Origin of the sequence: Helicobacter typhlonius, assembly GCF_001460635.1 — a bacterium.
GTDB classification, from domain to species: Bacteria; Campylobacterota; Campylobacteria; order Campylobacterales; family Helicobacteraceae; genus Helicobacter_C; species Helicobacter_C typhlonius.
In genome coordinates this window covers 635,946-656,809 of sequence record NZ_LN907858.1, presented here as the reverse complement: position 1 = coordinate 656,809, position 20,864 = coordinate 635,946, and the positions used below count along the sequence as shown (strand labels likewise).

Below are 20,864 nucleotides of genomic sequence, written 5' to 3'. Positions count from 1 at the left end.
AGAAGTAGTCATAGATTCTAAAGGATTAGTCGTTAAAGGTGGAGAGATAAAGGCGGAGTGAGGGAAGATGCTAAGAGCAGCTTTGACCCATTGCTTCTGCAAGGATTGCCATATAAGAAGGGAGAAGTAGATTATAGGACTCTATTTGCTCCAAATAATAATATTAAACTTTATGATTCTAAAGATACATATAATCGCACTCCCAACACAAATACCATAGTATGCTATGTTAATTGTGATAATTTTATAAACAATAATACAGGTAATAATCTCAATGGTTTTTCAAATAACAATAAAACTTTTTCCGCACAAGTTACAATGGATTCTAATCCTACCCAACCCTTTACCTATGAAGATTCTAACATTACAGCTAAAGAGATTATCAATAAGGATAATACTTCAACTTTAGTCATAGAATCTAATACAAATTTGCTAGAATATCAAGGTAACACAGCAGATACTTTAATGAGTGGAATAAGTGGAGTGTTTGCTTCAATGGCAACATTAGCAGAGAAATGAGATTAAAAAGAGATAATGGAGCAAGAATATGAATAAAAAGCAAGATATAAGATATGATGAGTTTGGAGAGGAGATTCTGTATGAGATAAGGCATAATTTAAGTTGGTGGGATTCTTTGATGTATTTTATGATACTTTTTCTTGGCATTGCTATGGTATATGGTGGCATAGAAGCTTTTTTATTCAATGAAATAGAGAAACCATTGCTTATCACATCATTGATTCTTGGCATTCCCTTTACACTGCTCAGTTCATATCGTTTATTTTACACACGCAAAAATCGCTTTTATGTTACAAATAATGGTATAGGCTTTGAGAGAAGGAATTGGTTTAGAATGCAAAAGGGATTCTTTAAGTTTGGGGAAGCGGGTGCGATAAGAACTTTAGGTTCCACAGGGACACTTCCTGCTGCCTCGCCTAGCTTGATAATAATTTTTCCACTAGGTAATCTCAAGAAAAAATATTTTGCTTCTTGGCAACTCAAACCCTATTATAATATTTCTTTGACTGCTTGGGATATTTATATATCTCCAAAACTCTACAACGAAATAACCGAACAATGTTATTTACACGATTTTCTTATCAAAAAAACCAAAGAGGCTCTAAAAGCACAGGGCGCAAATATAGATACTTTATGTTATGATTTGGACAAACAATTTGATATATATTAGTCTAAGGAAATAACCAATGAATCACGATAGTAACCAACCCAACACAGCAGGTATTAAAATAGGCTTACCTAACTCTAGTAATAAAGGATTTGATGTTAAGACTGGTATGATAGATTCTAACCCCAATGCTCCTTATAATCCAAATAATAATATTAAACTTTATGATTCTAAAGATAATACAAAAAGAGTGGCTATTGTTTGTATTGTAGATTGTCCTTTTGAAATAATAAATAATCAAGATTCTATAATGTTTGAAAATAACAATACAAAATCTCCAATAAGCATTACTACTTCACAAAGCAATAGTATCCAACCCTTTACCTATGAAGATTCTAACATTACAGCTAAAGAGATTATCAATAAGGATAATACTTCAACTTTGGTCATAGAATCTAATACAAATTTGCTAGAATATCAAGGTAATACCACTGATACACTAATGAGTGGAATAAGTGCAATGTTTGCTTCAATGGCAACATTAGCAGAGAAATATGGGGTAGATAAATCACTCAAAGAATCAACTAAAGGACTTGGAACTAAAGGCAGAATCTTAGCTATTATTTCAAGCACGAAGTGTTGATAAGGCAAGAATATGAATGAAAAACAAGATATAAGATATGATGAGTTTGGAGAGGAGATTCTGTATGAGATAAGGCATAATGTGTTTATATTGGATTGGATTTCTTATATATTAATTTTTTTAGTTTCTCTATTCATTCTTATAGCATTCCCAATAATGATAAGTAAAATATTCGCAGACGAAAATCCTATTCTTGTATTGATTGCTGTATTTTATAGCCCAAAGTCTTGGTTGATATTTTTGCTCTATATTGCCATTTTCTATTCGGTTATAGATGCGTATCGCCAAGTATTTTACTATCGCAAAAACAAAATCTACATTACCAATCAAGGCATAGGCTTTGAGAGAAGGAATTGGTTTAGAATACAAAAAGGATTCTTTAGATTTGGGGAAGTGGGATTAGTCAAATACTATACTCCAAGACCATTTTTAGAAAGGTCTAATTGTTTTGTTTATTATTTTTTGAATCACCAAGCACCGAGTAAAAATTATAGGTATTTTAATTTGATTTTTATGCCTAAGCATTATCATAAAGTATTTTTATGCGATGAATATATGACAAATCAAGAACGAGAAAAACTACTCAACTTCATTCGCCAAAAAACCAAAGAAGCTTTAGAATTTCAAGGAATAACAATCAGTGATGCAGAATTAAAAGATAAGATAAAAGATTTAGGCTATAAGGACATCTAATGCCACAAGATTCTAGGTTTAGGTCGGTATTTAAGATTGTTACTAGTTCTATCTGAGTGCGATTTTGTATTAAGGGTAAATTCTTTCTGCTGTGATTGCAAGATGAGTTGGCTATTTTTAATCAATCCATTTTGCTGGTGCTTTGTGTAGAGATTGCTAAAGTCCCAATTCAACCGCACACCAACAATGTAATAAGGCGAGAATGTGCCTTTTAAAAAATTTAACCCCGGATTTGCATATCCACCTTGAAAAATAAATCCACATAGGGTAAATTCTTAGCATTCTCTAGCTTTTTTTGACTCTCAATCTCGATGCTTTTGAGGCTAAAATATAATGTTTCTGGGCGAAATTCTAAAGCATTTGTGTTCTCCTCATACGCGAGATGTCGCACACTCTGCAAAAACGCACTTTGTTCCTCTAGGCTTGGAATAAGTAAATTCTCACCTATTTTTGTCGCACTTAGCATTGAAAGCGTTTGTGTTGCGATGTCTTTTTCATTTTTCAACGCCTGTGCATTTTTTTGCGTGTTGAGAATCTCGATACGCATTTTGTCGAGGATTTCTTTTTCTATCACGCCATTTTTATAGAGGATTTCAAGATTCTTCAAGTTTTTATCAAGCTCCTTGATATGTAGCTCATTTTACTCGATTTGCTCACCCAAAAGGAGCAGAGAAAAGAAAGTATTAATCACAGATTGCTGAATCTTATAGAGGCTAATCACATTATCACTCTTGCGCGTGGCGTATTGTGCGCAACTCATATCTTTTTGTGCAACAAGCCCCATATCAAGCACGGGCTGGGCAAGCTCAAAGGCAAATTGATACTGGTCTTTACTCAATGGCTTGTAGTTGAAAGTTGGAAAAATACCTTGCATTTGATTATTATCAAAAGGCAAGGTTGTAACATCGCTTTGATAGGAAACCTTGCTTGAAAAGCGCAAATGTGGGATAAAGTGCATATTATATCTTTCAAGCGTGAGACTTAATACCCTATCTAAAAGCTTGGTATTTTGATAGAGTGGGTAATTCTCCCTAGCAAGCTTCATATAATGCTCGATATTCTGCCCTACCTCATCTTCCCCTAACACCACAGATAGTAGGCACAAGATACCACAAATAAGTCTCCTCATTTATCCCCCTTAAAATATTTTCTTAATTCTTTGACGAGATTCTAACAAAAAAATAAATAGTTTGATGAATTTTGCAGATTCTATACAATGACACATACTTGCTTGGATTCAAAAATCTAGCCTAGAGTTTAGAATCTTAGCAACGCACTCAAACCATTCTGCCAATTCAACTCATAGTATGACAGCATATAAGAAAAATTCGACTTCACAAGAAGGTGGAAATGCTTAGTTTCTAAAATGCCAATGCTTATTTCGCCAAAGACTCCATTACTCATACCGAGCCTATCATACACGATTACACCATTTGCCAACACGCCCACACCCGAGCTTGAAAGATTTAAATCACTCAATGCCCCAACGCTCAATGCTCCTTCAAAATAGCGCATATCCCAAATATTTTTTACCCCCATAAGCATATTAAATCCGCTATCAACAGGACGGCGATTTTTGAGCTTCTCTTGAAGTGGAAAAAATGCGTAGCTCTCTAAGCGCACAAAGGGCATTAAGGTATATTTACCAAAGCTAAAACCATATCCATAATCGACATTAAATAGCACACTCTGCTCGTCAAACTCCACGCCAGAAACACCTCCTGCAAGTCGCGCAGGGAGGGCAAAGGCAAAACCTAACTCAAACCCCAACATATGATAACCCCTATCGCTTTGTGCGAATAAAATATCAAGCTGGGCTAATGTGCCAATTTGAAAATTTGCATCATATTCAAGGGTAAAATCCTGTGTGTTTGTGCGAAATGGCTGAAGAGAAGATTTAGTAAAATTTGTCTGCACGGATAAAAGCACATCACTTTGATTGTTATTGACTAAGATTCTATGATATTCCAGCCCCACGCCATTCACAGAGATTCCAAACTGATGATGACGCATATAGGAATTAAGATAATGCAACGAGAGACTTTGCGTGATTGAGTGCTTCTCTAGCGTAGATTTATCCACAGCATTATTCGTAGATTTCACAGAACGCGTATAAGGCAGATTCAAACTATCGGGTGAAAATGCCTCATCTTGCAAAGGCACGATAATGTCCGCACCAAAAGCGCACACAGACAACAAACCTTGCAAGATATATCGTAAAAGCATTATTTTTTAGCGAGGGAGCGCAAAAATTCCTCTAAATTAAACTTTTTGCGATGATTAGGCGTAAAGATATGAATCATAATATCCCCCAAATCTGCAATAACCCAATCCTCGCTTTTCTCATCTGTGGAGTAAAACACCTCGTTCAAGGGCTTTAGCTCACTTTTTAGATGATCTAGCAAAGCAAAGGCGTGCTTCCCAATCATCGCGCTTACAATAATCACATAATCAACAATATAATCCCTATCTCTCACATCAAAGACTTCGATATCCTCGCCTTTTTTATCAGCTAAAAGTGCGCTTATATAGTCTAAGCGCTCCTGTGGATTGCGTAAAATTTTTTGCTCCTGCAATATTTCCAAAACTGCTCCTTTAATAAATTTAAACGCGCATTATAGCCTAAAATGTGCCTTTATAATGCTATGAATGCAAGGTGGCATCATCATAAGTGCGCTATTGATGTCTCCACTATGCAGCAAGGTGCGCACTGCGCTTGAAGACAACGCACTAAAATCTTGCAAATGGAGGTTTTCAATCACGTGCGGGGCAAAATGAGAATGCAGAGCAAGGCTAGAATACGCGGCAGATTCAGAATCTGCATTATGCACAGCACTCGCCCTTTTCTTCATATCTCCACTTTTTTTAGAATCTACGCAGGAGCTAGATTCTAAAGTAGATTCAGGGCTAGATTCTAAATCCACCCTATGAACTACCACGAAATCAACCATTTCGCATAATTCTTGCGGATTGTGCCACCGCGCTAATTGATTGAAACTATCACTACCCAGCACAAAGGCATATTTCATATCCCTACACATATCCGCATATTTTGCCTTTAGCTCATTTTGAATCTCCCTCACACTCTCCACGCTATACACGGCGCGGTTTTGCCTTATCTCATAGTCATTTACACTCACACGCGGCAGAGACGCTAGGGACGAAGATGAAAGAGGTGGATACTGCGCATTATATTCTTTAGCTATTTTCTCACACATTTGCAATCGTTGAAGCGGAGCAAAGAGCGGCGGGGTTTTCAATGGATTTTTAAAGTTTGGCATAAGGATAATATGAGTGTAAAGCACATTCTCACACAATGTGCGGATAATCTCGCTATGCCCCTTATGGGGCGGGTCAAAGCTCCCACCATAGATTGCTACATAGCCCTGCATTTGCCAATGCCCTTATGTTTATATAATACTCATAGAATCTTAGCTTACTTAAAAGCAACTCACGCTACTCAAAGCGACTTGCGCGTGTGAGCTTTGAAAACTTTACACCCTTTAAGCCACCGATTTCAATGCTAAGATTCTCAATATTGCTTCCCTTGCCGCGTAAAATAATTGTCTCTAAACAATTATGATGGTCTAAATGAATATGTGTATTGCATAGAATCTCCACGCTACCATTGTGTGTGTTTGTGTGCTGAATATCAATCATTCTTTGATTTAAATCCCGTTGATGATGGTCATAAATAATCGTCAAAACTGCCACGCCCTGTGTGTCTTCCGTGCCACTACTCCATACTTCCTCATTAAGTTTTTCGCGTATCATATCACGCACGATTTCTGAACGTGATGAGTAGCCTTTATGTGTTAGACGCTCATCAAGGCTTTCAAGCAAATTCTCTGGTAAAGACACACTAAATCGAATAATATTGGGCTTCATTGTGCTTCCTTTAGCTTATGAATATAAGCCAAATTGTAACCTAAAAAAACTAAGCATAAAAGCGAAGTATGGAGTTTAAGTGAAATTAAAAGGAAATATAAACTTATCTTAAGAATGATTTTTATAATATGTGCGAGTTCATTTTTAAGTCTTGGAGCATATTAATGGAATTTCTAAAAGAATATATCGACCATATCATTTTTGCTATTTTGGGCTTGATGAGCTTTCTAAGCGTATGGTTTAGCTGTGAAAGGCTTATATTTTTTGCAAAACTTAAACTCACAGACTATCAAAACGAAGATGCGCTTGAAGAATCATTAAGTAAGAATCTTACCGCACTTTATATCATCTACTCAAATGCACCTTATGTGGGACTTCTTGGCACCGTTATTGGAATTATGATTACATTCTATGATATGGGTATGAGTGGCGGAATGGACGCTCAAAGCATTATGGTAGGGCTATCTACCGCACTCAAAGCCACAGCATTAGGGTTAGTGGTGGCAATCCCCACACTTATCGTGTATAACTGCTTTGTGCGTAAAATGGATATCGAAATCAGCCGCTACAAGCGTCTAAACAAACAAAAAGACTAGGACAAGGCGATGAGAATCCCAAAAAAAGATGGTTTAAATATCGTGCCTTTCATTGATGTTATGCTCGTGCTTTTAGCGATTGTGTTAAGCGTATCGACCTTTATTGCGCAAGGGCAAATAAAAGTCGAGCTTCCATATGCGAGTCAAAATCAGCAAAGCAAAGATGAAAAGCCAATTCTCATTGCAATTGATGATAAAAATATTATCTATTTTAACGATAAACCCATTGATGCAGAATCTCTCAAAACAGAGCTTGCCAATGTCAATAACAAGACGCTTATTCAGCTCAAAAGCGATAAAGATTCAAAATTTGAAAGCTTTGTGCAAATCATAGATATTTTAAAGGAGAAAGGGCATGAAAACTTTGGTATTTCAACAAAAAATAAATAACCTTTTTAACAAAACCAATGCCCACAATAGCAATGAACATATATCAAATTATGCAGGATTCATAATCAGCCTTGCACTCCACCTTGCCCTTTTTTTCTCGTTATATGGTGTTTTTTATAATATGGATTTGCGGCAAAATGGCGAGAGCATCACGACACTCTCCCTTGCTACTTTTATGGATACCTCAAATGAAGATTCTGTGAGTGAGACAAAGCCAATTGTAAAAAAGCAAAAGCATAGAGAAATCACAAAGCACGATGGCAAACTTGCAAAACAAGAAGAAATCATTACCCCACCACAAAACCCTCCAAAGGCACAGCCTAGTGAAAATCTAGAGGAAGGTGATGTGATACAAACACTCACTTTTAATGATGGGAGCGAAGATGAGCTTTTCTCCAAACTCAAACGCGCCATTGACCGCAAAAATAAATATCCACCTATGGCACGAAAGCAAGGGCTAGAAGGGCGTGTGGTGGTTGAATTTGTGATACATAAAAATGGTGGCGTCTCACATATCCAACTTGTTGAATCTTGCCCTCACAAATCACTCAATCTTACCGCGCTCAACGCAATTAAACAAGCACAAAATGATTTTCCTATTTTCACACAAACGACTAAAATCCGCCTACCTATTGTTTATAAGCTTGATAGGGGTTAGCCCTATTTGGCTTTGCCTAGTTTTATTTTAACAAATCGCCAAGTCTTGCCATAGAATAATTTGCAATAAAATTTTGTCGCTATACAAAAAGCATATTTGCTTACCATATTTTGCACCAATTTCAAAAGTTAGTTTCCAAACAAAAAAGTATCAAAAGTCTTTAGAAAATTTAAAAGATTTTAGGAAGTTTTGAGTTTTAAACCCCCAAGGGCGTAAAGCCTTTGGGGACAAAATGAGGAGATAAATATAAGAAAGCTTAAATTTAGATTCTAAAATTCTTAGAAGCTAAAGATATAGCGTAAGCCTACATTGTAGTTGTGTGTTGCTGTTACTTTTAAACCATCTTTATTAACAAGAGTTGTAGCGACAAAAGGTACACGAGCAGCTAATTCTATGCCGTGAGCTTTAGCAATCTCTGTGCGCAAACCAACATTAAGAGCAGCACCAAAGCCACTTGTTGTTACTTTTGCGCCAAGTCCTGCCATGTCATCTTTAAGACCTGTAATAAGGCTGCCACTCCAGCTATTAAGACCTAAGCCAAGCCCCAAAAATGCACCAAAGCTTAGAGAATCATCAGCGATAAAATTATAAAGTGCATCAACATTTACACCAAAATTCATCACATTTGCTTTACGCTTTATACCCTCAATTTTCTTTTCTCCTGTAGTAGATGCAAAGTTTGCATAATAAGCGCAAACCAAAATTTGGAGTAAAGAATTGCTTATAACCAGCAATCACTTCATAGCTTAAACCATCTAGACTTTGTTTCCCACCACCGTCACCAGGACTTGTAACTTTCATTGTGCTTCCACCATATCCTAGCCCTACACCCACAAAAATGCCATTTTCTTCAGCTACAAGTGCAGAACTTGATAATGCTAAAGCCACTACTGAACTTACAAGTAATTTTGTAGTTTTCATTAAACCACCTTTCATAAAATTGATTTTGTATTATAAATAATACGGGTTCAATTCTAGCCCCCTCCCCCCCCCCCCCTTTTTTTGACAAAATGTAAGGATTTATAATGCCAAAATTGATTTTATATTAGATTGCAAGGAGCAACAATGCAAAGCACAATTTCTCACTCTCAGCAGAATTTTCTGAAAACTTCAATGATAAATTCTAAGCTTTAAAGTTTAGGCAAGATTTTTTAACTCACCTTTGATAATTCCTCTCAATGTGCGCATAAGTAGCCATATAAAAGTAAGTGTTACAGCAATTAAGAGCATACTAGAGAGTGCAGAAAAGAATATTGCTCCACCACTTAGAGCAGAGGATTTTGAAGCGATAGATTCTGCAATATTAAAGCTTGCAATACACATTGCAGCCAAAGGGAAACTAATCGCCCACCACGAGATTCTAAATGGGCAACATTTGCCGATTTGAAAGACTTGAGGCAATAGAGCAAAAAGCAAAAATAATCCAATGGAAAACAGCGCGTAGTCTAAGTTATTTGTACTATTAAGGAGACTAATAAGAGCTTGTACATAGCTTGAATTATCTATGCTACTAAGAATAGGAATTCGAATGAATACTGCATAGGCACTTACTCCTGCACCAAATGGAGCTAGAAGTATCACAAGGGTGGGCATTAGCTTTTCAGGGAGTTTTTCAAAAAACACGATGCGTGCAAAAATAAGCACACATAGCACGATACTCCAAAAGAATCCAACACCCACACAAAATCCAGCAATGATAAAGCTAAAATCCTGCACCCATACTTTATCCACAAACAAAGGCAAGGCTAAGGGCAAGTCTAGCAAACCTACGACAGGGATAATCCACGCAGGGGTAATATGGGAAAGCTCAAGCTTGTTGCAAATCCAAAATTGCACGATATGCACACTAAAGATAAACATTAAAATTGCTCCTACAATCCATACCGCAAGGCTTAAGGATTCAGGAAGTCCAAGTCTATGGAGTGCAAAGGGCAAAAGCAGTAAAGAGATAAAAAATGTGCCAAAAAATGGACGCGTCAGAGGCGAGACAAACTCAAGCTTGACACTCTCAAAGCTGCTTAGAATCTTCAAAGCATAGGCACTTACTAGCCCTATAAACGCAATGAGGGCAAGGAGTGCAAAAGAGACAGAAAGAGCAAAGCTAAAATTAGCAAGGAGAGTTGAAGGCAAGAAGTTTGTGTTATGGGTTGGGGCAAGGAAATTTTCTGTATTTATGGTGAGGTTTTGGATTAAGCGCATCATTTTATCCCACGCCACGCTGATTGCACTAAGCCCCATACACGCACCAAAAAAGCTTATGGGCAGATAGCTAAAATAACCTTTTGTTTTATATTCTTGTGTCATTTTGGATTCCTTATATGGCATATTATTTTGTATTATATTTTAATTGAGATTTATTTAACTTTTTCTTTATTTTATCGTGCGTATCAAAATCTTTTTCAAACTCATCTTTTGGTTTGATTTATACTATTTTATGTTTTAGAATCCTCACATATTGCTTTGCTACTTTTGCATAAGGCAGAGTGTGCAAATCTTTAAAATGCACTTTTATAAGCTCCCGCGCATTTTTGGCAAAGAATTTCTCCATTGTTTTAAGCGTTTTTCGCGCTTGTTTTAAATCCCCTAGTTTATAGCACTTATAGAGAGTTTTGCGCTCTTTAGGTTCTAAAAAATGGGGTAAAAACTTATATTCCTTGCCTAGAGAAAAAGCAAAATTATTTTGTCTTAATGCCACACGCCAAGAGAGCAAAATCAAAAGCCCCTCTCTCATCATCGCTAAATGCGCGTTTGCAAGGAGCAATTCGCCTCTTAAAATGTCCTTGTGTATGCAAACATAGCGCCAATAAAATTCATTGCAGCAGTCCAAAAAGCTCTGTTTGGTTAGAGGCTTGATAAAAAACGCACTATCGCTTGGCTCATTGATAGGCAATTGATTATCCTTATCAAGCAAAACGCGCATTAGCCGCTCATTGTCCTTATACCATTCTATGTCCTCAAGGGGAATAAGGCTCAAATCTATGCGCACCCCATCATCAAAAAGCACTAAAAAGCTAAACCAACCCTCCCTTAAATCAGGCAGGTAAAGCTCCATAGCTTCGGGCTTTTGGAGCATTAAAATATTGCCAAAGATTTTAAGCCATTCCTCATCGTTTTTAAAGGATTCTAAGTTTTTAGCGTTTAAGAAAAAAGAAATATCATAATCGCAAAATTTATCTTGCTTGATGTTGGGATTTGCCCTTGAGCCTTCTAATGTAACCGCGCGGATAGAATCTGTGCGTTTGGCAAAGTCTAAAATAAGGGCGAAAATTTCTTTTTGCGTGCGCATTGTGGATTCTCCTTTTTAAAGGCTTAAATTTTGCTTTGCATTTTACCCTAATAATTTGATGATTTAAAGGTGCAAGCTGCTTTGAAGTTTCTTACCCCATTTCGCACTAGAAATACTTAATAATAATCTGTTCAGTGTTTATTAAGATTTATATATTATAATATCAACATATATCAATATTATAATAAGGTAGTATTTTTTATGGAAAGTCAATTACTAGAATTTTTCAAATTTTTTGCCATTTATTTCGTTGAGTTATCATTCCTTTTTGTCATCGTATCTGTTTTGATTGCTTTTTTAAACAATAGATACAAGAGCACCTTTGAAAAGCATTTAGGCAAAGATTCTTATCTTAGTTATATAAAAGCTATTCTTTTGGGCTCTCTTACGCCCTTTTGTTCTTGTTCTACTATTCCCTTACTTCGTGCATTGCTTAAAGCAAATGTAGTTTTTGGTGTATGTATCGCCTATTTGCTTACCTCTCCGCTTGTTAATCCTATAATTGTGGGAATGTTGTTTGTGGCTTTTGGACTGAAAATCACATTGATTTATGTAGCTTTTTTGTTTGTTGCTATTTTTATTTTATCCACTATGATACATATGGAATATATGTTCTCTAAGGCAAAGAGCTTTAATCAAAATATAAATGCTTGGGACGTATCCAAAGTAAAAGATATGCATAGTATGTTTGCTGTAGCAGAATCTTTCAATCAACCTTTGGATAAGTGGAATACAAGCAGCGTGAAATATATGAAAGAGATGTTTTATAGGGCAAAATCATTCAATCAGTCTTTGGATAGTTGGAACGTCAAGAACGTTTTGGATATGCGTGATATATTTGGAAGTTCTCCATTGCAAAACAATCCGCCAAAATGGTATAAAGAATAGATTCTAAAGGAAAAAGAAGGATTCTTAATGCAAAATACAATCTGCCAAAGCTGCGGTATGCCCCTTACTTCCAAAGAACAAATGGGCTTAGAAAAGGACGGAAGCGCGAGTGTTGATTATTGCAAGTATTGTTATGAAAGAGGTGAATTTATCCATAAAGTCTCAATGCAAGAGTATATAGAAATGTGTTCGCTATATGGCGCACAAGCGGGAATGAGCAATGAGCAATTCAATGCGCACTGCACAAAATTATTCCCGACACTAAAAAGGTGGCAAACTTCTTAAATCAAGCTCTTCTATGGCTTGCACAGCCTGTTGATGAAAGGGGGTTAAATGATTATTTATCCCATAATACGCCCAAGCACCCTTGCGATTTACATATAAAAAGCCTGAATCTTTTAATATTTTCAAATGCCTTGATAAGCGTGATTGCTTCATATCTAACATATTTTGCAAATCACATACGCAAGTCTCACCATTTGCAGATAAAAAATTCAAAATTAATATTCTCGTCTCATCATTGAGCGCACCCACAATGTTTAAAAAACTATCAACCTTATTCATCTTATGCCTCACTATAAAAAATAAATAATCATACCAAATCCTATGGCAATACATAAAACCAACCCAACAAACAATGCTAAAAAATTTAACTTAAATATGCTCTTTAATAATATGAGTTCAGGCAAAGAGCAACCAGCGCCAGCGATTAAAAAACTCATTATTACACCCTCATTGATGCCAACTCCAAGCAATGCGACACCAATAGGTATAATTGCCTCCACCCTAACATAAAGCAAAATGCCAATAAATGCAGCAAAAATCACATTTAAAATCCCAAATCCACCAGATAATTTTGTAAAAAATCCTGTGGCACAAAACCATGTATAAAAGCTCCTATACCCATACCTATGGCAATATATGGAACAAGTTTTTTATAGTCCTTCAAACTTTGAAAAAATAAATTTTTTATAGAATCTTTATTTTTAGATTTTGTGCAACAAGACATATTCTTATCCATTTGAGTATCACAACAAGAGCTAGATTTTTGCAGAACAGAAGTAGAAAAAGATGTAAAATTAATAGGTTTCTTAGCTCTAAAGTGCTCATTATGATTCGTGCTTTTAAAATTTTCTTGTAGAAATTTTTGAGTATCAAGTATATATTTTACCTTACAAGTATCCCATGATTCTATCCCGCTGAAATCTTGCCTTGTGCTTCCTTCAAAAAGTTTTGCCATATCAGTAATGGCAGAAGTATCAATTTCTCCTAGATTAATACTTTCATCTTGGACAAAAGCCTTTAATTCCTCTCTAGTCTTTGGAAAATATTTGTGTTGAGAATCTGCGTAACTACTAGATAAATTAAAGACCATTATTGCCAATAATGCAAAGCCTACTTTTTTCTTTGTCCCCATTTTATACATTTTATTCTCCTTACTTCACACAAGATTACTCGCCACAAGTTCGGCTTGAGCTATGATTCTATCTGTTGCGAGTTTTTGCATATCCGGTGGATAGCCATATTTTTGCAGCACCCTTTTAACTGCCACACGAAGCTTTGCTCGCACAGATTCTTTGTGCTGCCAATCTAAGCTAACATTTTGCTTGAGAGTTTGAAAAATCGCTATGGCAAGTTCTTTTAGCTCATTTTTACTCATCACTTCTTTTGCACTTTCATTTTTGGCAATCGCTTCATAAAAGGCATATTCATAGTCTTTTAATCCCATTTCCTGCCTCTGCATATCACTCGCAACGAGTTCTTTGCCTAGGGCAATCAGCTCCTCTATGGCTTCTGCTACACTAAGGAGGTTGTTTTGATATTTTTGCATTGTCTTTTGCAGTCGCTCTATCAAGCTTTTTGCAGAAAGTGCAGAGCTAAGACGCGCACTTAGTTCATCATTTAAAAGCTTTTGCAAAGTCTGCAAGGCAAGGTTTTTGTGTTTATGGGAGGCAAGCTCGCTTAAAAATTCCTCTGAAAGGATAGGGAGGTTTGGCTTTGCAATCCCTGCGCTATCCAAAAGTTTCACTACCCCCTCACTCACAATCGCGTCATTAATAATTTGCCTAATTGCGCTTTGTGGCACAAGAGATTTTTGCTCCTCCTCTCTTTCGTATTTTTGCAAAGTCCTTTTGATGAGGTCAAAAAACGCCACATCTTTTGCGATTTTCTCCGCTTCCTCGCAAGGCAGAGCCATTGCATAGGATTTTAAAAGCCTTATTGCATTATCCAAAAATCGCTTTTTGCCATTTTCTTGGGCTAGGATACATTCTAAAACTTGGGCAATAAACTGAAGTTTTTCTTGTGCGTTAAGCGTAAAATACTGCAAATAGTTGATTCCTTGCAGCATTTGCGCGGTAATTTCATAGTTTTCTTGCATTTTTTCTATGATTTTTGCTTTCTCTTGTATAAACGCGCCCTTGCCTCCGCTTTGAGTGTAAAATTCTAGTGCATTTTTTAGTTCATTGGCAATTCCTAAATAATCCACCACCAGCCCCGCCGGTTTGTCTTTATACACGCGATTTACCCTCGCTATGGCTTGCATAAGGTTATGTCCGCTTAAGAATTTATCCATATAAAGCGTATGTAGGGGTGGCACATCAAAGCCTGTGAGCCACATATCACACACGATAACCATTTGTAGCTCATCATCAACGCTTTTAAGCCTTTTAGCGATTTTGCTTCTTTGCGCCTTGCTCGTGTGGTGTTTGCTTATCTTTTCTCCATCACCACTTTTTGCGGTGATAATCACTTTGATTTTGCCCTTTGTGGAATCCTCATTATGCCACGAGGGATTTAAATGCACGATTTGCTCATACAAAGACACTGCGATTTCTCGGCTCATACAAACAATCATCGCCTTGCCTTGCAAAATCTTCTGTCGCTGTGTAAAATGCTCTAAAATATCCTTTGCGATAGTTTGTAGTCTATCCTTTGCCCCGACAATCTCGCATAATCTTGTGGCTTTGGCGTTGATTTTCTCTTGCTCCTCACTTTTGCTTAGTTTAGAATCTAGCGCGCTTAAAATCTCTTGTCCCTCTGCGCTTAAAGCAATTTTAGCTAACCTGCTTTCATAATAAATTGGTAAAGTCGCCTTATCCTCTACCGCTCTTGCAATATCATAAATATCAATGTATTCTCCAAAAACGCGCCTTGTGTCCGCGTCTGCCTTTTCTATCGGCGTGCCACTAAAGCCTAGATAAGTGGCATTTGGTAGCGCGTCTCGCAAATATTTTGCATAGCCATAGCGGAGTTGCGCCTCCTCATCAAGTCGCGCTTCAAAGCCATATTGGCTTCTGTGAGCTTCATCACATAGCACGAGGATATTTTCTCTTTTGCTTAAGCATTCAAAGCTTTCTCCCTCGCTTCTAAACTTTTGAATCGTGCTAAAGACAATGCCCCCACTTGCCCTTTTAAGCTTTGCTTTTAAGTCCTGTGTGCTAGTTGCAAGTATCGGCTCTGTGCGTAAAAGCTCCTTTGCTCTAGCAAAAGTGCCAAAAAGCTGCTCGTCCAGGTCGTTTCTATCGGTGATGAGTAAAAGCGTGGGGTTGGCAAAGCTCGCAATCGCCTTTGCGCTGAAAAATACCATTGTGAGACTTTTGCCACTCCCTTGCGTGTGCCAGAGCACCCCGCCTCTTTTGTCTCCATTCATTGCGCTTCTAGCAGATTCTATTGCCTTTTGCACCGCATAGTATTGATGATAAGCAGCGATTTTTTTGTTGATTTGTGTCGTGGATAAGCCTGCTTTATCATAAAAAGTCTCTTTTTCAAAGAGGATAAAAAAGCGCGTAAATTCCAAAAGATTGTGAGGCTTTAATACATCAGGTATTTGGGGCATTTGCGTATCGGTTTTATCCTCGTCTTTCCACACCATAAAGCGTGTGAAGTCCGCACTCAAGCTCCCCACCTTGCTATTTAGCCCATCGCTTACCATACATAGCGCATTGGAGATAAAAAGCATAGGAATCTGCGCCTTGTAAGTTTGAATCTGATGATAGGCGTTTTGCAAGGTAGCATTTGGATTTAGGGGATTTTTAAGCTCACACACCACTAAGGGTAAGCCATTGATAAAGAGCACAACATCAGGGCGTTTGGGCATTTTAGATTCAAAATGGAGTTGATTAGCACACAAAAAGTGATTGTTTTGCGGGTTTTCAAAATCTAGCACTTGCAAGAGAATGCCTCGCATTTCACCATCAAGTAGCACTTCAAGCGGGATACCCTGCGTAAGATAAGCGTGGCATTTCGCATTTGCTTCTAAAAGCTCCTCATTTTCAAGGGCTTTAAGTCTAGCCAATGCCTCGCTTATAAGCTGCTCTTGGATTTTATAACTTAGGTTAAGATTGCAAGGTTTGGAATCCGCAAAGTTAATCCTCCACACCGCCTCTTTAAATGCGCCCTCAAGTATCCACTCCTCGCTTTTGCGCTCTAATTCCTTGCCGCTTTTGTAGTCATATCCTGCGTTTTCTAAATGTTGCAGGAGCAAGGATTCTATGGCGTTTTCATCAAGCTTTTGAGGTTCTTGCATTGTTTTTCCTTAGGATTTAAAAAGTGTGCTATGGCTACCCACAGAGATACAAGTAAGAATCAAAATATCCTCTTGCTTTTGGTAGATTAGCAGCAAGTCTGGCTTAATATGGCATTCGCGAAAATCCTCAAGATTCCCCTTAAGCTTATGGTCTTTATATTTGGAATCCAAAGGCTCATCATTGGCAAGCTTGCCAACAATATGCAAAACAAGTTTCACATCATCAAGACAAAGTTTTTTGAGTGCCTTTTTGAATCGTTTGGAATGTTCAATGCGATACTTCATCTAGCATTGCCTTTTTGAAATCCTCAAAGCTTTCATATCGCTCTACTTCCCCATTTCGCACTTCTCTAATAGCTTCCAAAAGCTCATCGCTGGGCTCTTTTTGCTCGGTGATTTCTATCATAGAATCACAAGCCTTTGCCATAGTCCTGACCGCCTCTGCAAAGTCCTTATTGGCATTTTTGATGATAAGCGTCATTGTTTGCTCCTTTCTTATTCATGCATTTACTTTTGAAGAAATCTATTCACTTCTGCAAATATTTTTTCAAACCTATTAATTGTAGTATCTCCGAAATCTTTGATTTTTAAAGCTTTTGAAACAAGCAATTTTGCTGGTATATAATGATTAAATCTTGGCTTACCGATAATTTTACTAATTTCATCAAGTATAGTTTTAGATTTATCAATATCTTCAACATTAATATTATCATATTCACTAAATGCCTCATTAAATAATTTCAGATATTCTTCCGTTGTGAAAATATCTTCTATATTTGCCACATCTATTTCAGTAAATTTATCATAAAAAATTACTTGACTTAATTTTAAAATTTTTTCCTCATTTATAAGCTTATCTATATGTGCTTTAGGTTTTTGTTCCGTGAATGTATCCAATAGACAAACTATTTTTAGCTTATTGCCCCTCATCAATGAAATAAAAGCAGAAACTTTATCTGCTCCACCCACAGGAATAATTGTTATATCATCACTTAATCCTTCTTTGCCATTTTCTTGTAATAGTGATGACATATAAGTTAGGTATGTTAAATCAGAGATTCCTTCTACTATTAGATTATTTTTAGATATAAACAAATTTTGGGCTATGTTATAACCCAATGCAGCCTGTAAGGGGAATAAAGTATTCGGGTCTTTTTCTTGTAATGAATCAGAAATCTTTGAGCCTTCTTTAGTCTCAAAAATTGTGCGCACTCTCTCTAAATGGCTTGAATCTATCATAAAGGGAGAATGTGTCGTGTAGATAATTTGGTATTGCTTAGAAAGCTCTTCCAAAAAATTCAATAAATTTTCTTGAGCCATTGCGTGCAAGTTTAGTCCCGGTTCATCTAAAAGTAGAATGTATTGTGCATTTTTATCCTCTTGTATTTTTTTAAACCAAACCAAGAATGAGAAAAACCAATTAAACCCTTTGCTTCTCTTGTTTAGCGGTAAAGAAACTCTTTTATCAGTATTTTTAACCCTTATATCTAATATATGTTCAAGAATTTGCCTGTTAGCCGAATCGGACACTTTATCTATTTTAAATTCAATTTGCAAATTCTTGTTTGTATCCCAAAATTTAAATAGTTCATCAGTGATTGCAGATTCTGTCGCTTCGAGTTCTGCCTGAAAGTCTTCAAAATCATTAGATTTTATCAAGGTTTCAATATCAATATTCGCTAATTCAAATAAAGCTTGTGCTGTTTTTAATTCTTCAGCTTCCAATCTTTCTTGTTGCAATTTTTGAATACTTACTCTTGAGGGCAAACTATAATACTCATCATAGTAAAGAAATTTTGGTAAATTTGGTTTTATCCACACTCTCATAATATACTCACTAATAGGATTACGCCAATCACATTCATTATGATAAAATTCTTTTAAAGTTTCTAATTTTTCTATTAGCTCATTGTGTTTTTCTTTTTCTTGTTGTAATTCTTTGATAATATTATCTATGGCTTCAATATTATCAATTCCCATTAATTTATCTTTGAGAGTTTGCTCTATATCTTTTAAATCTTTAAAATAATTGCTTAAAAAATCTTTACTACTAACTTCTAAACCGCCAAAAGAACCTGCATTTGTATAATTTTTTGTATAAGAAAAATTTGTTACTTTAAAAATCTTACTGCCCAAATCATCATTAATTTTTTCTTTTAATTTCTCTGAAATTCTATAATAACAGGTAATTGCTTTAGGTGTTATATCCTCAGCATTATTTTTTTGTAGAGATTTCAATTCTTTTCTTGGGTAATCGTGCGTTATATTAAATTTAAACTTTTCATCATTATTGAAGTAATTGACTTTTGCCAAAGCTTCTAAAACATTCGTTTTGCCCGATTCGTTCATTCCTACAAGGATAGTTATCCCCTTATCAACCTCAAAGGCTTGAGTATTCTCAATGCTTTTGTATTTGTGTATTTCCACTCTTTCTAGCGTAATCATTGTTCTTTCCTCCTCAATTGTGAATCTTCATTTAAGATTTTTGCTAAGAGCATATCCCGCATTGATTGCAGATTCAAAATCTCTCTCATATTATGCGATATTTTGTCGAACATAGATTTGGTTTGAGATTCAAGAGTTTCTATCAAGTCTTTAGGATAATGTGGCATTTCTAATTCCATTATATGACTTGGATAAATGTGTGGTTGGGCACTTCCCTCTTGTTTGTCATAGAGGATATTTTGATTATGCTTTAAAAACAAATAAGAAAAATATACATAGGGTGTAATTGTGCTATCAATATAAGATGAATCTGATGACCAAACAGGGCAATAATGAATATTGATAAATCCAGCATTCGCCCCAGAGGCACTGATTGTAATCACAGGAGATTCTGTGTTGCTTTGATTATGATAATATGCAGGTTCAAGCCCTCCTGCAATTACAGGATAAACGCCACTGATTGCATTCTTTTGTGTAATATTCTTACCCTTTTTTGGTATTACATAATCCCCCAATTTTCCCATTTCCCACTCATTGCGTTTAGGATTGTCTATAAAGGTATGGCGGAAGAGAGTTAGGGTTAAGGATTCTAAAGTTTTGTTTTGGCGGTGGAGTAAGTCTATCTTATCGTCCAAACTACTTAGAATCTCCGCGATTTTATGCTGTGTCTCAAGTGGCGGTAAAGAAAATTCATAATCCCTTATAACCTCTATTTGCACTCTTTCTCTGCCCGAACTTCCTGTCATTGATTTGATAGCAGTTTCTCTAAAATTTTCACTTCTTGCCAAATAATACAAAAAGTGCTTGTCGCTTATATTTTCTTTTTCTCTTAAAATAATAAATTCGGTAGAGCCAAAAGCAATTTCATTGTTTTCTAAAAAATCAACAAAAGCAGTTTTGCCATTTTCTAAACAAGGTGTAATCCTTGCTAATAGTGTATCACCATTTTTAAATTTGCTTCCACCTTTAAAAGATTCCATACTAAAAGAATAAATTTTTTTATTAAATGGTTCTAAATTGTCCATAGAAACTTTTTTGGCAAGTGTATTTTTCTTGATAGATTCTAGCGGATTTATCTCCGCTACCTCCCCCAACTTTACCCTTTTCCAAGTGGTTTTATTCATTGCTTGCCTTTGTGAGATTCTATGCTTTGCTTATACTTTGAGAGATTGACTTAAAACACTTCACTATGAGAGCCAACATTAATTGCCTTTAGAATGAGTAAATCTTCTATTTTGTCATATATCAAAACTAAATTTGGTTTAATATGACATTCCCTTAAGCCTTTTAAACTACCTTTTAATTTGTGGTCTTTGTATTTTGGCTCTAAAGTTTCATCATTTGCAAGGCGGTTTAAGAGATTTTCAACAAGGCTTAAATCTTCTTTGTTAAGTTTTTTTACTGCGTTTTTATATTGTTTTGAATAAGCGATTTTATATTTCATTCAAAATATCTTTGTGCATTTTTTTAGCATTTGAATAGGTTTTTAATTTGCCTTGTTTGTAGAGTTTATCCATTTCCTCACTCTCTTTTTCCATTTGGGCAATAGCTTCTGCTCTTGATTTTTGTGTTCTTATCTTTGCCTTAATTCCCTTAGCCAACCCCTTAAAAGCTGGCAAAAACTCTTCTTTGACATTTTCAATGATAAGTGTCATTGTGTATCCTTTGGCTTGAAGTTTTTTAATTATAGCAAATTTTATAATCTTTATTTTATTTCACTTGC

Annotated in this window: 29 protein-coding genes; 9 read left to right on the top strand and 20 right to left on the bottom strand. The window is 36.1% G+C overall.

The window, feature by feature from the left end; genetic code table 11:
* The first annotated feature begins 57 nt into the window (after nt 1-57).
* From BN2458_RS03280 to BN2458_RS03265, 4 genes are read left to right on the top strand one after another with little or no spacing between them, the layout of a single operon-like run.
* Complete coding sequence (locus BN2458_RS03280) at nt 58-519, top strand: hypothetical protein (protein WP_034342644.1); 462 nt, start codon at nt 58-60, stop codon at nt 517-519.
* 28 nt (nt 520-547) lie between these two features.
* The gene (locus BN2458_RS03275; RefSeq protein WP_052082066.1) at nt 548-1,189 is read left to right on the top strand and encodes a hypothetical protein; all 642 of its coding nucleotides are present in this window, start codon (nt 548-550) and stop codon (nt 1,187-1,189) included.
* A gap of 16 nt (nt 1,190-1,205) precedes the next feature.
* Nucleotides 1,206-1,769 carry a hypothetical protein gene (locus BN2458_RS03270; protein ID WP_034342367.1) on the top strand — a complete coding sequence of 188 codons (564 nt, stop codon included), beginning with the start codon at nt 1,206-1,208 and terminating at the stop codon, nt 1,767-1,769.
* A 12-nt stretch (nt 1,770-1,781) separates the two neighbouring features.
* A complete protein-coding gene (locus tag BN2458_RS03265; protein WP_034342364.1) occupies nt 1,782-2,462 on the top strand; it encodes a hypothetical protein in 681 nt (226 codons plus the stop codon).
* A gap of 220 nt (nt 2,463-2,682) precedes the next feature.
* Here the strand turns inward: BN2458_RS03265 and BN2458_RS03260 are convergent, their stop codons facing one another.
* The 6 genes from BN2458_RS03260 to nikR all read right to left on the bottom strand — a co-directional run bounded on the left by BN2458_RS03260 (nt 2,683) and on the right by nikR (nt 6,350).
* A complete protein-coding gene (locus tag BN2458_RS03260) occupies nt 2,683-3,069 on the bottom strand; it encodes a hypothetical protein (protein ID WP_034327090.1) in 387 nt (128 codons plus the stop codon).
* Between the two features lie 33 nt (nt 3,070-3,102).
* Nucleotides 3,103-3,591: a TolC family protein gene (locus tag BN2458_RS03255; RefSeq protein ID WP_034327093.1), complete on the bottom strand. Its 489-nt coding sequence runs from the start codon at nt 3,589-3,591 to the stop codon at nt 3,103-3,105.
* Between the two features lie 128 nt (nt 3,592-3,719).
* Nucleotides 3,720-4,652 (bottom strand): hypothetical protein, encoded by a 933-nt coding sequence (locus tag BN2458_RS03250; RefSeq protein WP_138109587.1) that lies wholly within the window; start codon nt 4,650-4,652, stop codon nt 3,720-3,722.
* 35 nt (nt 4,653-4,687) lie between these two features.
* A complete protein-coding gene (rsfS, locus tag BN2458_RS03245) occupies nt 4,688-5,041 on the bottom strand; it encodes a ribosome silencing factor (RefSeq protein ID WP_081951407.1) in 354 nt (117 codons plus the stop codon).
* A 36-nt stretch (nt 5,042-5,077) separates the two neighbouring features.
* Nucleotides 5,078-5,854, bottom strand: coding sequence for a nicotinate-nicotinamide nucleotide adenylyltransferase (locus BN2458_RS03240; RefSeq protein ID WP_034342361.1), 777 nt, complete (start codon nt 5,852-5,854; stop codon nt 5,078-5,080).
* Between the two features lie 64 nt (nt 5,855-5,918).
* Nucleotides 5,919-6,350, bottom strand: a complete 432-nt coding sequence (nikR, locus tag BN2458_RS03235; protein ID WP_034327098.1) for a nickel-responsive transcriptional regulator NikR — start codon at nt 6,348-6,350, stop codon at nt 5,919-5,921.
* 164 nt (nt 6,351-6,514) lie between these two features.
* Between nikR and exbB the strand changes: the two genes are divergently transcribed.
* The 3 genes from exbB to BN2458_RS03220 are packed head-to-tail and all read left to right on the top strand — an operon-like array spanning nt 6,515 to nt 7,994.
* The gene (gene exbB, locus BN2458_RS03230) at nt 6,515-6,946 is read left to right on the top strand and encodes a TonB-system energizer ExbB (protein WP_034327100.1); all 432 of its coding nucleotides are present in this window, start codon (nt 6,515-6,517) and stop codon (nt 6,944-6,946) included.
* Between the two features lie 9 nt (nt 6,947-6,955).
* Entirely contained in the window at nt 6,956-7,336 is a 381-nt protein-coding gene (gene exbD / locus BN2458_RS03225) for a TonB system transport protein ExbD (protein WP_034327102.1), read from the top strand.
* A complete protein-coding gene (locus tag BN2458_RS03220; RefSeq protein WP_034342359.1) occupies nt 7,302-7,994 on the top strand; it encodes an energy transducer TonB in 693 nt (230 codons plus the stop codon). The genes exbD and BN2458_RS03220 overlap by 35 nt, the downstream gene beginning before the upstream one ends.
* A gap of 278 nt (nt 7,995-8,272) precedes the next feature.
* Here BN2458_RS03220 and BN2458_RS10345 read toward each other — a convergent pair whose 3' ends face one another.
* The 4 genes from BN2458_RS10345 to BN2458_RS03205 all read right to left on the bottom strand — a co-directional run bounded on the left by BN2458_RS10345 (nt 8,273) and on the right by BN2458_RS03205 (nt 11,280).
* The gene (locus tag BN2458_RS10345) at nt 8,273-8,695 is read right to left on the bottom strand and encodes an outer membrane beta-barrel protein (RefSeq protein WP_334081334.1); all 423 of its coding nucleotides are present in this window, start codon (nt 8,693-8,695) and stop codon (nt 8,273-8,275) included.
* The gene (locus tag BN2458_RS10340) at nt 8,640-8,915 is read right to left on the bottom strand and encodes a hypothetical protein (RefSeq protein ID WP_231944738.1); all 276 of its coding nucleotides are present in this window, start codon (nt 8,913-8,915) and stop codon (nt 8,640-8,642) included. Before BN2458_RS10340 ends, BN2458_RS10345 begins: the two co-directional genes overlap by 56 nt.
* 216 nt (nt 8,916-9,131) lie before the next feature.
* Nucleotides 9,132-10,298 carry an SLAC1 anion channel family protein gene (locus tag BN2458_RS03210; RefSeq protein WP_034342436.1) on the bottom strand — a complete coding sequence of 389 codons (1,167 nt, stop codon included), beginning with the start codon at nt 10,296-10,298 and terminating at the stop codon, nt 9,132-9,134.
* A 118-nt stretch (nt 10,299-10,416) separates the two neighbouring features.
* Entirely contained in the window at nt 10,417-11,280 is an 864-nt protein-coding gene (locus tag BN2458_RS03205) for an aminoglycoside 6-adenylyltransferase (protein WP_052082071.1), read from the bottom strand.
* Between the two features lie 201 nt (nt 11,281-11,481).
* Between BN2458_RS03205 and BN2458_RS03200 the strand changes: the two genes are divergently transcribed.
* Nucleotides 11,482-12,168, top strand: a complete 687-nt coding sequence (locus BN2458_RS03200) for a BspA family leucine-rich repeat surface protein (protein WP_052082072.1) — start codon at nt 11,482-11,484, stop codon at nt 12,166-12,168.
* Between the two features lie 27 nt (nt 12,169-12,195).
* On the top strand, nt 12,196-12,453 hold the full coding sequence (locus tag BN2458_RS03195; RefSeq protein WP_034342439.1) for a zinc ribbon domain-containing protein: 258 nt from the start codon (nt 12,196-12,198) through the stop codon (nt 12,451-12,453).
* Here BN2458_RS03195 and BN2458_RS03190 read toward each other — a convergent pair.
* Genes BN2458_RS03190 through BN2458_RS03145 form a run of 10 tightly spaced genes read right to left on the bottom strand, consistent with a single transcriptional unit; the run spans nt 12,430 to nt 20,796 of the window.
* Nucleotides 12,430-12,732: an ArsR/SmtB family transcription factor gene (locus BN2458_RS03190; RefSeq protein ID WP_034342442.1), complete on the bottom strand. Its 303-nt coding sequence runs from the start codon at nt 12,730-12,732 to the stop codon at nt 12,430-12,432. The genes BN2458_RS03195 and BN2458_RS03190 overlap by 24 nt on opposite strands.
* 11 nt (nt 12,733-12,743) lie before the next feature.
* A complete protein-coding gene (locus BN2458_RS10720) occupies nt 12,744-12,995 on the bottom strand; it encodes a permease (protein WP_052082073.1) in 252 nt (83 codons plus the stop codon).
* Between the two features lie 2 nt (nt 12,996-12,997).
* Entirely contained in the window at nt 12,998-13,594 is a 597-nt protein-coding gene (locus tag BN2458_RS10715) for a hypothetical protein (RefSeq protein WP_052082074.1), read from the bottom strand.
* 15 nt (nt 13,595-13,609) lie between these two features.
* On the bottom strand, nt 13,610-16,696 hold the full coding sequence (locus tag BN2458_RS03175; RefSeq protein ID WP_058122037.1) for a type I restriction endonuclease subunit R: 3,087 nt from the start codon (nt 16,694-16,696) through the stop codon (nt 13,610-13,612).
* Between the two features lie 9 nt (nt 16,697-16,705).
* Nucleotides 16,706-16,981 carry a type II toxin-antitoxin system YafQ family toxin gene (locus tag BN2458_RS03170; protein WP_034327651.1) on the bottom strand — a complete coding sequence of 92 codons (276 nt, stop codon included), beginning with the start codon at nt 16,979-16,981 and terminating at the stop codon, nt 16,706-16,708.
* The gene (locus tag BN2458_RS03165) at nt 16,965-17,177 is read right to left on the bottom strand and encodes a hypothetical protein (protein WP_034342753.1); all 213 of its coding nucleotides are present in this window, start codon (nt 17,175-17,177) and stop codon (nt 16,965-16,967) included. Before BN2458_RS03165 ends, BN2458_RS03170 begins: the two co-directional genes overlap by 17 nt.
* Nucleotides 17,178-17,203: 26 nt before the next feature.
* Complete coding sequence (locus BN2458_RS03160) at nt 17,204-19,141, bottom strand: AAA family ATPase (protein ID WP_034342755.1); 1,938 nt, start codon at nt 19,139-19,141, stop codon at nt 17,204-17,206.
* On the bottom strand, nt 19,138-20,265 hold the full coding sequence (locus BN2458_RS09565; protein WP_064504553.1) for a restriction endonuclease subunit S: 1,128 nt from the start codon (nt 20,263-20,265) through the stop codon (nt 19,138-19,140). The genes BN2458_RS03160 and BN2458_RS09565 overlap by 4 nt, the downstream gene beginning before the upstream one ends.
* Nucleotides 20,266-20,315: 50 nt before the next feature.
* Entirely contained in the window at nt 20,316-20,585 is a 270-nt protein-coding gene (locus BN2458_RS03150; protein WP_034327659.1) for a type II toxin-antitoxin system RelE/ParE family toxin, read from the bottom strand.
* Nucleotides 20,575-20,796: a hypothetical protein gene (locus tag BN2458_RS03145; RefSeq protein WP_034327661.1), complete on the bottom strand. Its 222-nt coding sequence runs from the start codon at nt 20,794-20,796 to the stop codon at nt 20,575-20,577. Before BN2458_RS03145 ends, BN2458_RS03150 begins: the two co-directional genes overlap by 11 nt.
* Between the last annotated feature and the right edge of the window lie 68 nt (nt 20,797-20,864).

Coding starts and splice junctions, on each gene's coding strand:
- BN2458_RS03275 (WP_052082066.1), top strand. CDS start 548: ATGAATAAAAAGCAAGATATAAGATATGATGAGTTTGGAGAGGAGATT.
- BN2458_RS03270 (WP_034342367.1), top strand. CDS start 1,206: ATGAATCACGATAGTAACCAACCCAACACAGCAGGTATTAAAATAGGC.
- BN2458_RS03265 (WP_034342364.1), top strand. CDS start 1,782: ATGAATGAAAAACAAGATATAAGATATGATGAGTTTGGAGAGGAGATT.
- BN2458_RS03255 (WP_034327093.1), bottom strand. CDS start 3,591: ATGAGGAGACTTATTTGTGGTATCTTGTGCCTACTATCTGTGGTGTTA.
- BN2458_RS03240 (WP_034342361.1), bottom strand. CDS start 5,854: ATGCAGGGCTATGTAGCAATCTATGGTGGGAGCTTTGACCCGCCCCAT.
- nikR (WP_034327098.1), bottom strand. CDS start 6,350: ATGAAGCCCAATATTATTCGATTTAGTGTGTCTTTACCAGAGAATTTG.
- exbB (WP_034327100.1), top strand. CDS start 6,515: ATGGAATTTCTAAAAGAATATATCGACCATATCATTTTTGCTATTTTG.
- exbD (WP_034327102.1), top strand. CDS start 6,956: ATGAGAATCCCAAAAAAAGATGGTTTAAATATCGTGCCTTTCATTGAT.
- BN2458_RS03220 (WP_034342359.1), top strand. CDS start 7,302: ATGAAAACTTTGGTATTTCAACAAAAAATAAATAACCTTTTTAACAAA.
- BN2458_RS10340 (WP_231944738.1), bottom strand. CDS start 8,915: ATGAAAACTACAAAATTACTTGTAAGTTCAGTAGTGGCTTTAGCATTA.
- BN2458_RS03210 (WP_034342436.1), bottom strand. CDS start 10,298: ATGACACAAGAATATAAAACAAAAGGTTATTTTAGCTATCTGCCCATA.
- BN2458_RS03205 (WP_052082071.1), bottom strand. CDS start 11,280: ATGCGCACGCAAAAAGAAATTTTCGCCCTTATTTTAGACTTTGCCAAA.
- BN2458_RS03200 (WP_052082072.1), top strand. CDS start 11,482: ATGGAAAGTCAATTACTAGAATTTTTCAAATTTTTTGCCATTTATTTC.
- BN2458_RS03195 (WP_034342439.1), top strand. CDS start 12,196: ATGCAAAATACAATCTGCCAAAGCTGCGGTATGCCCCTTACTTCCAAA.
- BN2458_RS03190 (WP_034342442.1), bottom strand. CDS start 12,732: ATGAATAAGGTTGATAGTTTTTTAAACATTGTGGGTGCGCTCAATGAT.
- BN2458_RS10715 (WP_052082074.1), bottom strand. CDS start 13,594: ATGTATAAAATGGGGACAAAGAAAAAAGTAGGCTTTGCATTATTGGCA.
- BN2458_RS03175 (WP_058122037.1), bottom strand. CDS start 16,696: ATGCAAGAACCTCAAAAGCTTGATGAAAACGCCATAGAATCCTTGCTC.
- BN2458_RS03170 (WP_034327651.1), bottom strand. CDS start 16,981: ATGAAGTATCGCATTGAACATTCCAAACGATTCAAAAAGGCACTCAAA.
- BN2458_RS03165 (WP_034342753.1), bottom strand. CDS start 17,177: ATGACGCTTATCATCAAAAATGCCAATAAGGACTTTGCAGAGGCGGTC.
- BN2458_RS03160 (WP_034342755.1), bottom strand. CDS start 19,141: ATGATTACGCTAGAAAGAGTGGAAATACACAAATACAAAAGCATTGAG.
- BN2458_RS09565 (WP_064504553.1), bottom strand. CDS start 20,265: ATGAATAAAACCACTTGGAAAAGGGTAAAGTTGGGGGAGGTAGCGGAG.
- BN2458_RS03150 (WP_034327659.1), bottom strand. CDS start 20,585: ATGAAATATAAAATCGCTTATTCAAAACAATATAAAAACGCAGTAAAA.
- BN2458_RS03145 (WP_034327661.1), bottom strand. CDS start 20,796: ATGACACTTATCATTGAAAATGTCAAAGAAGAGTTTTTGCCAGCTTTT.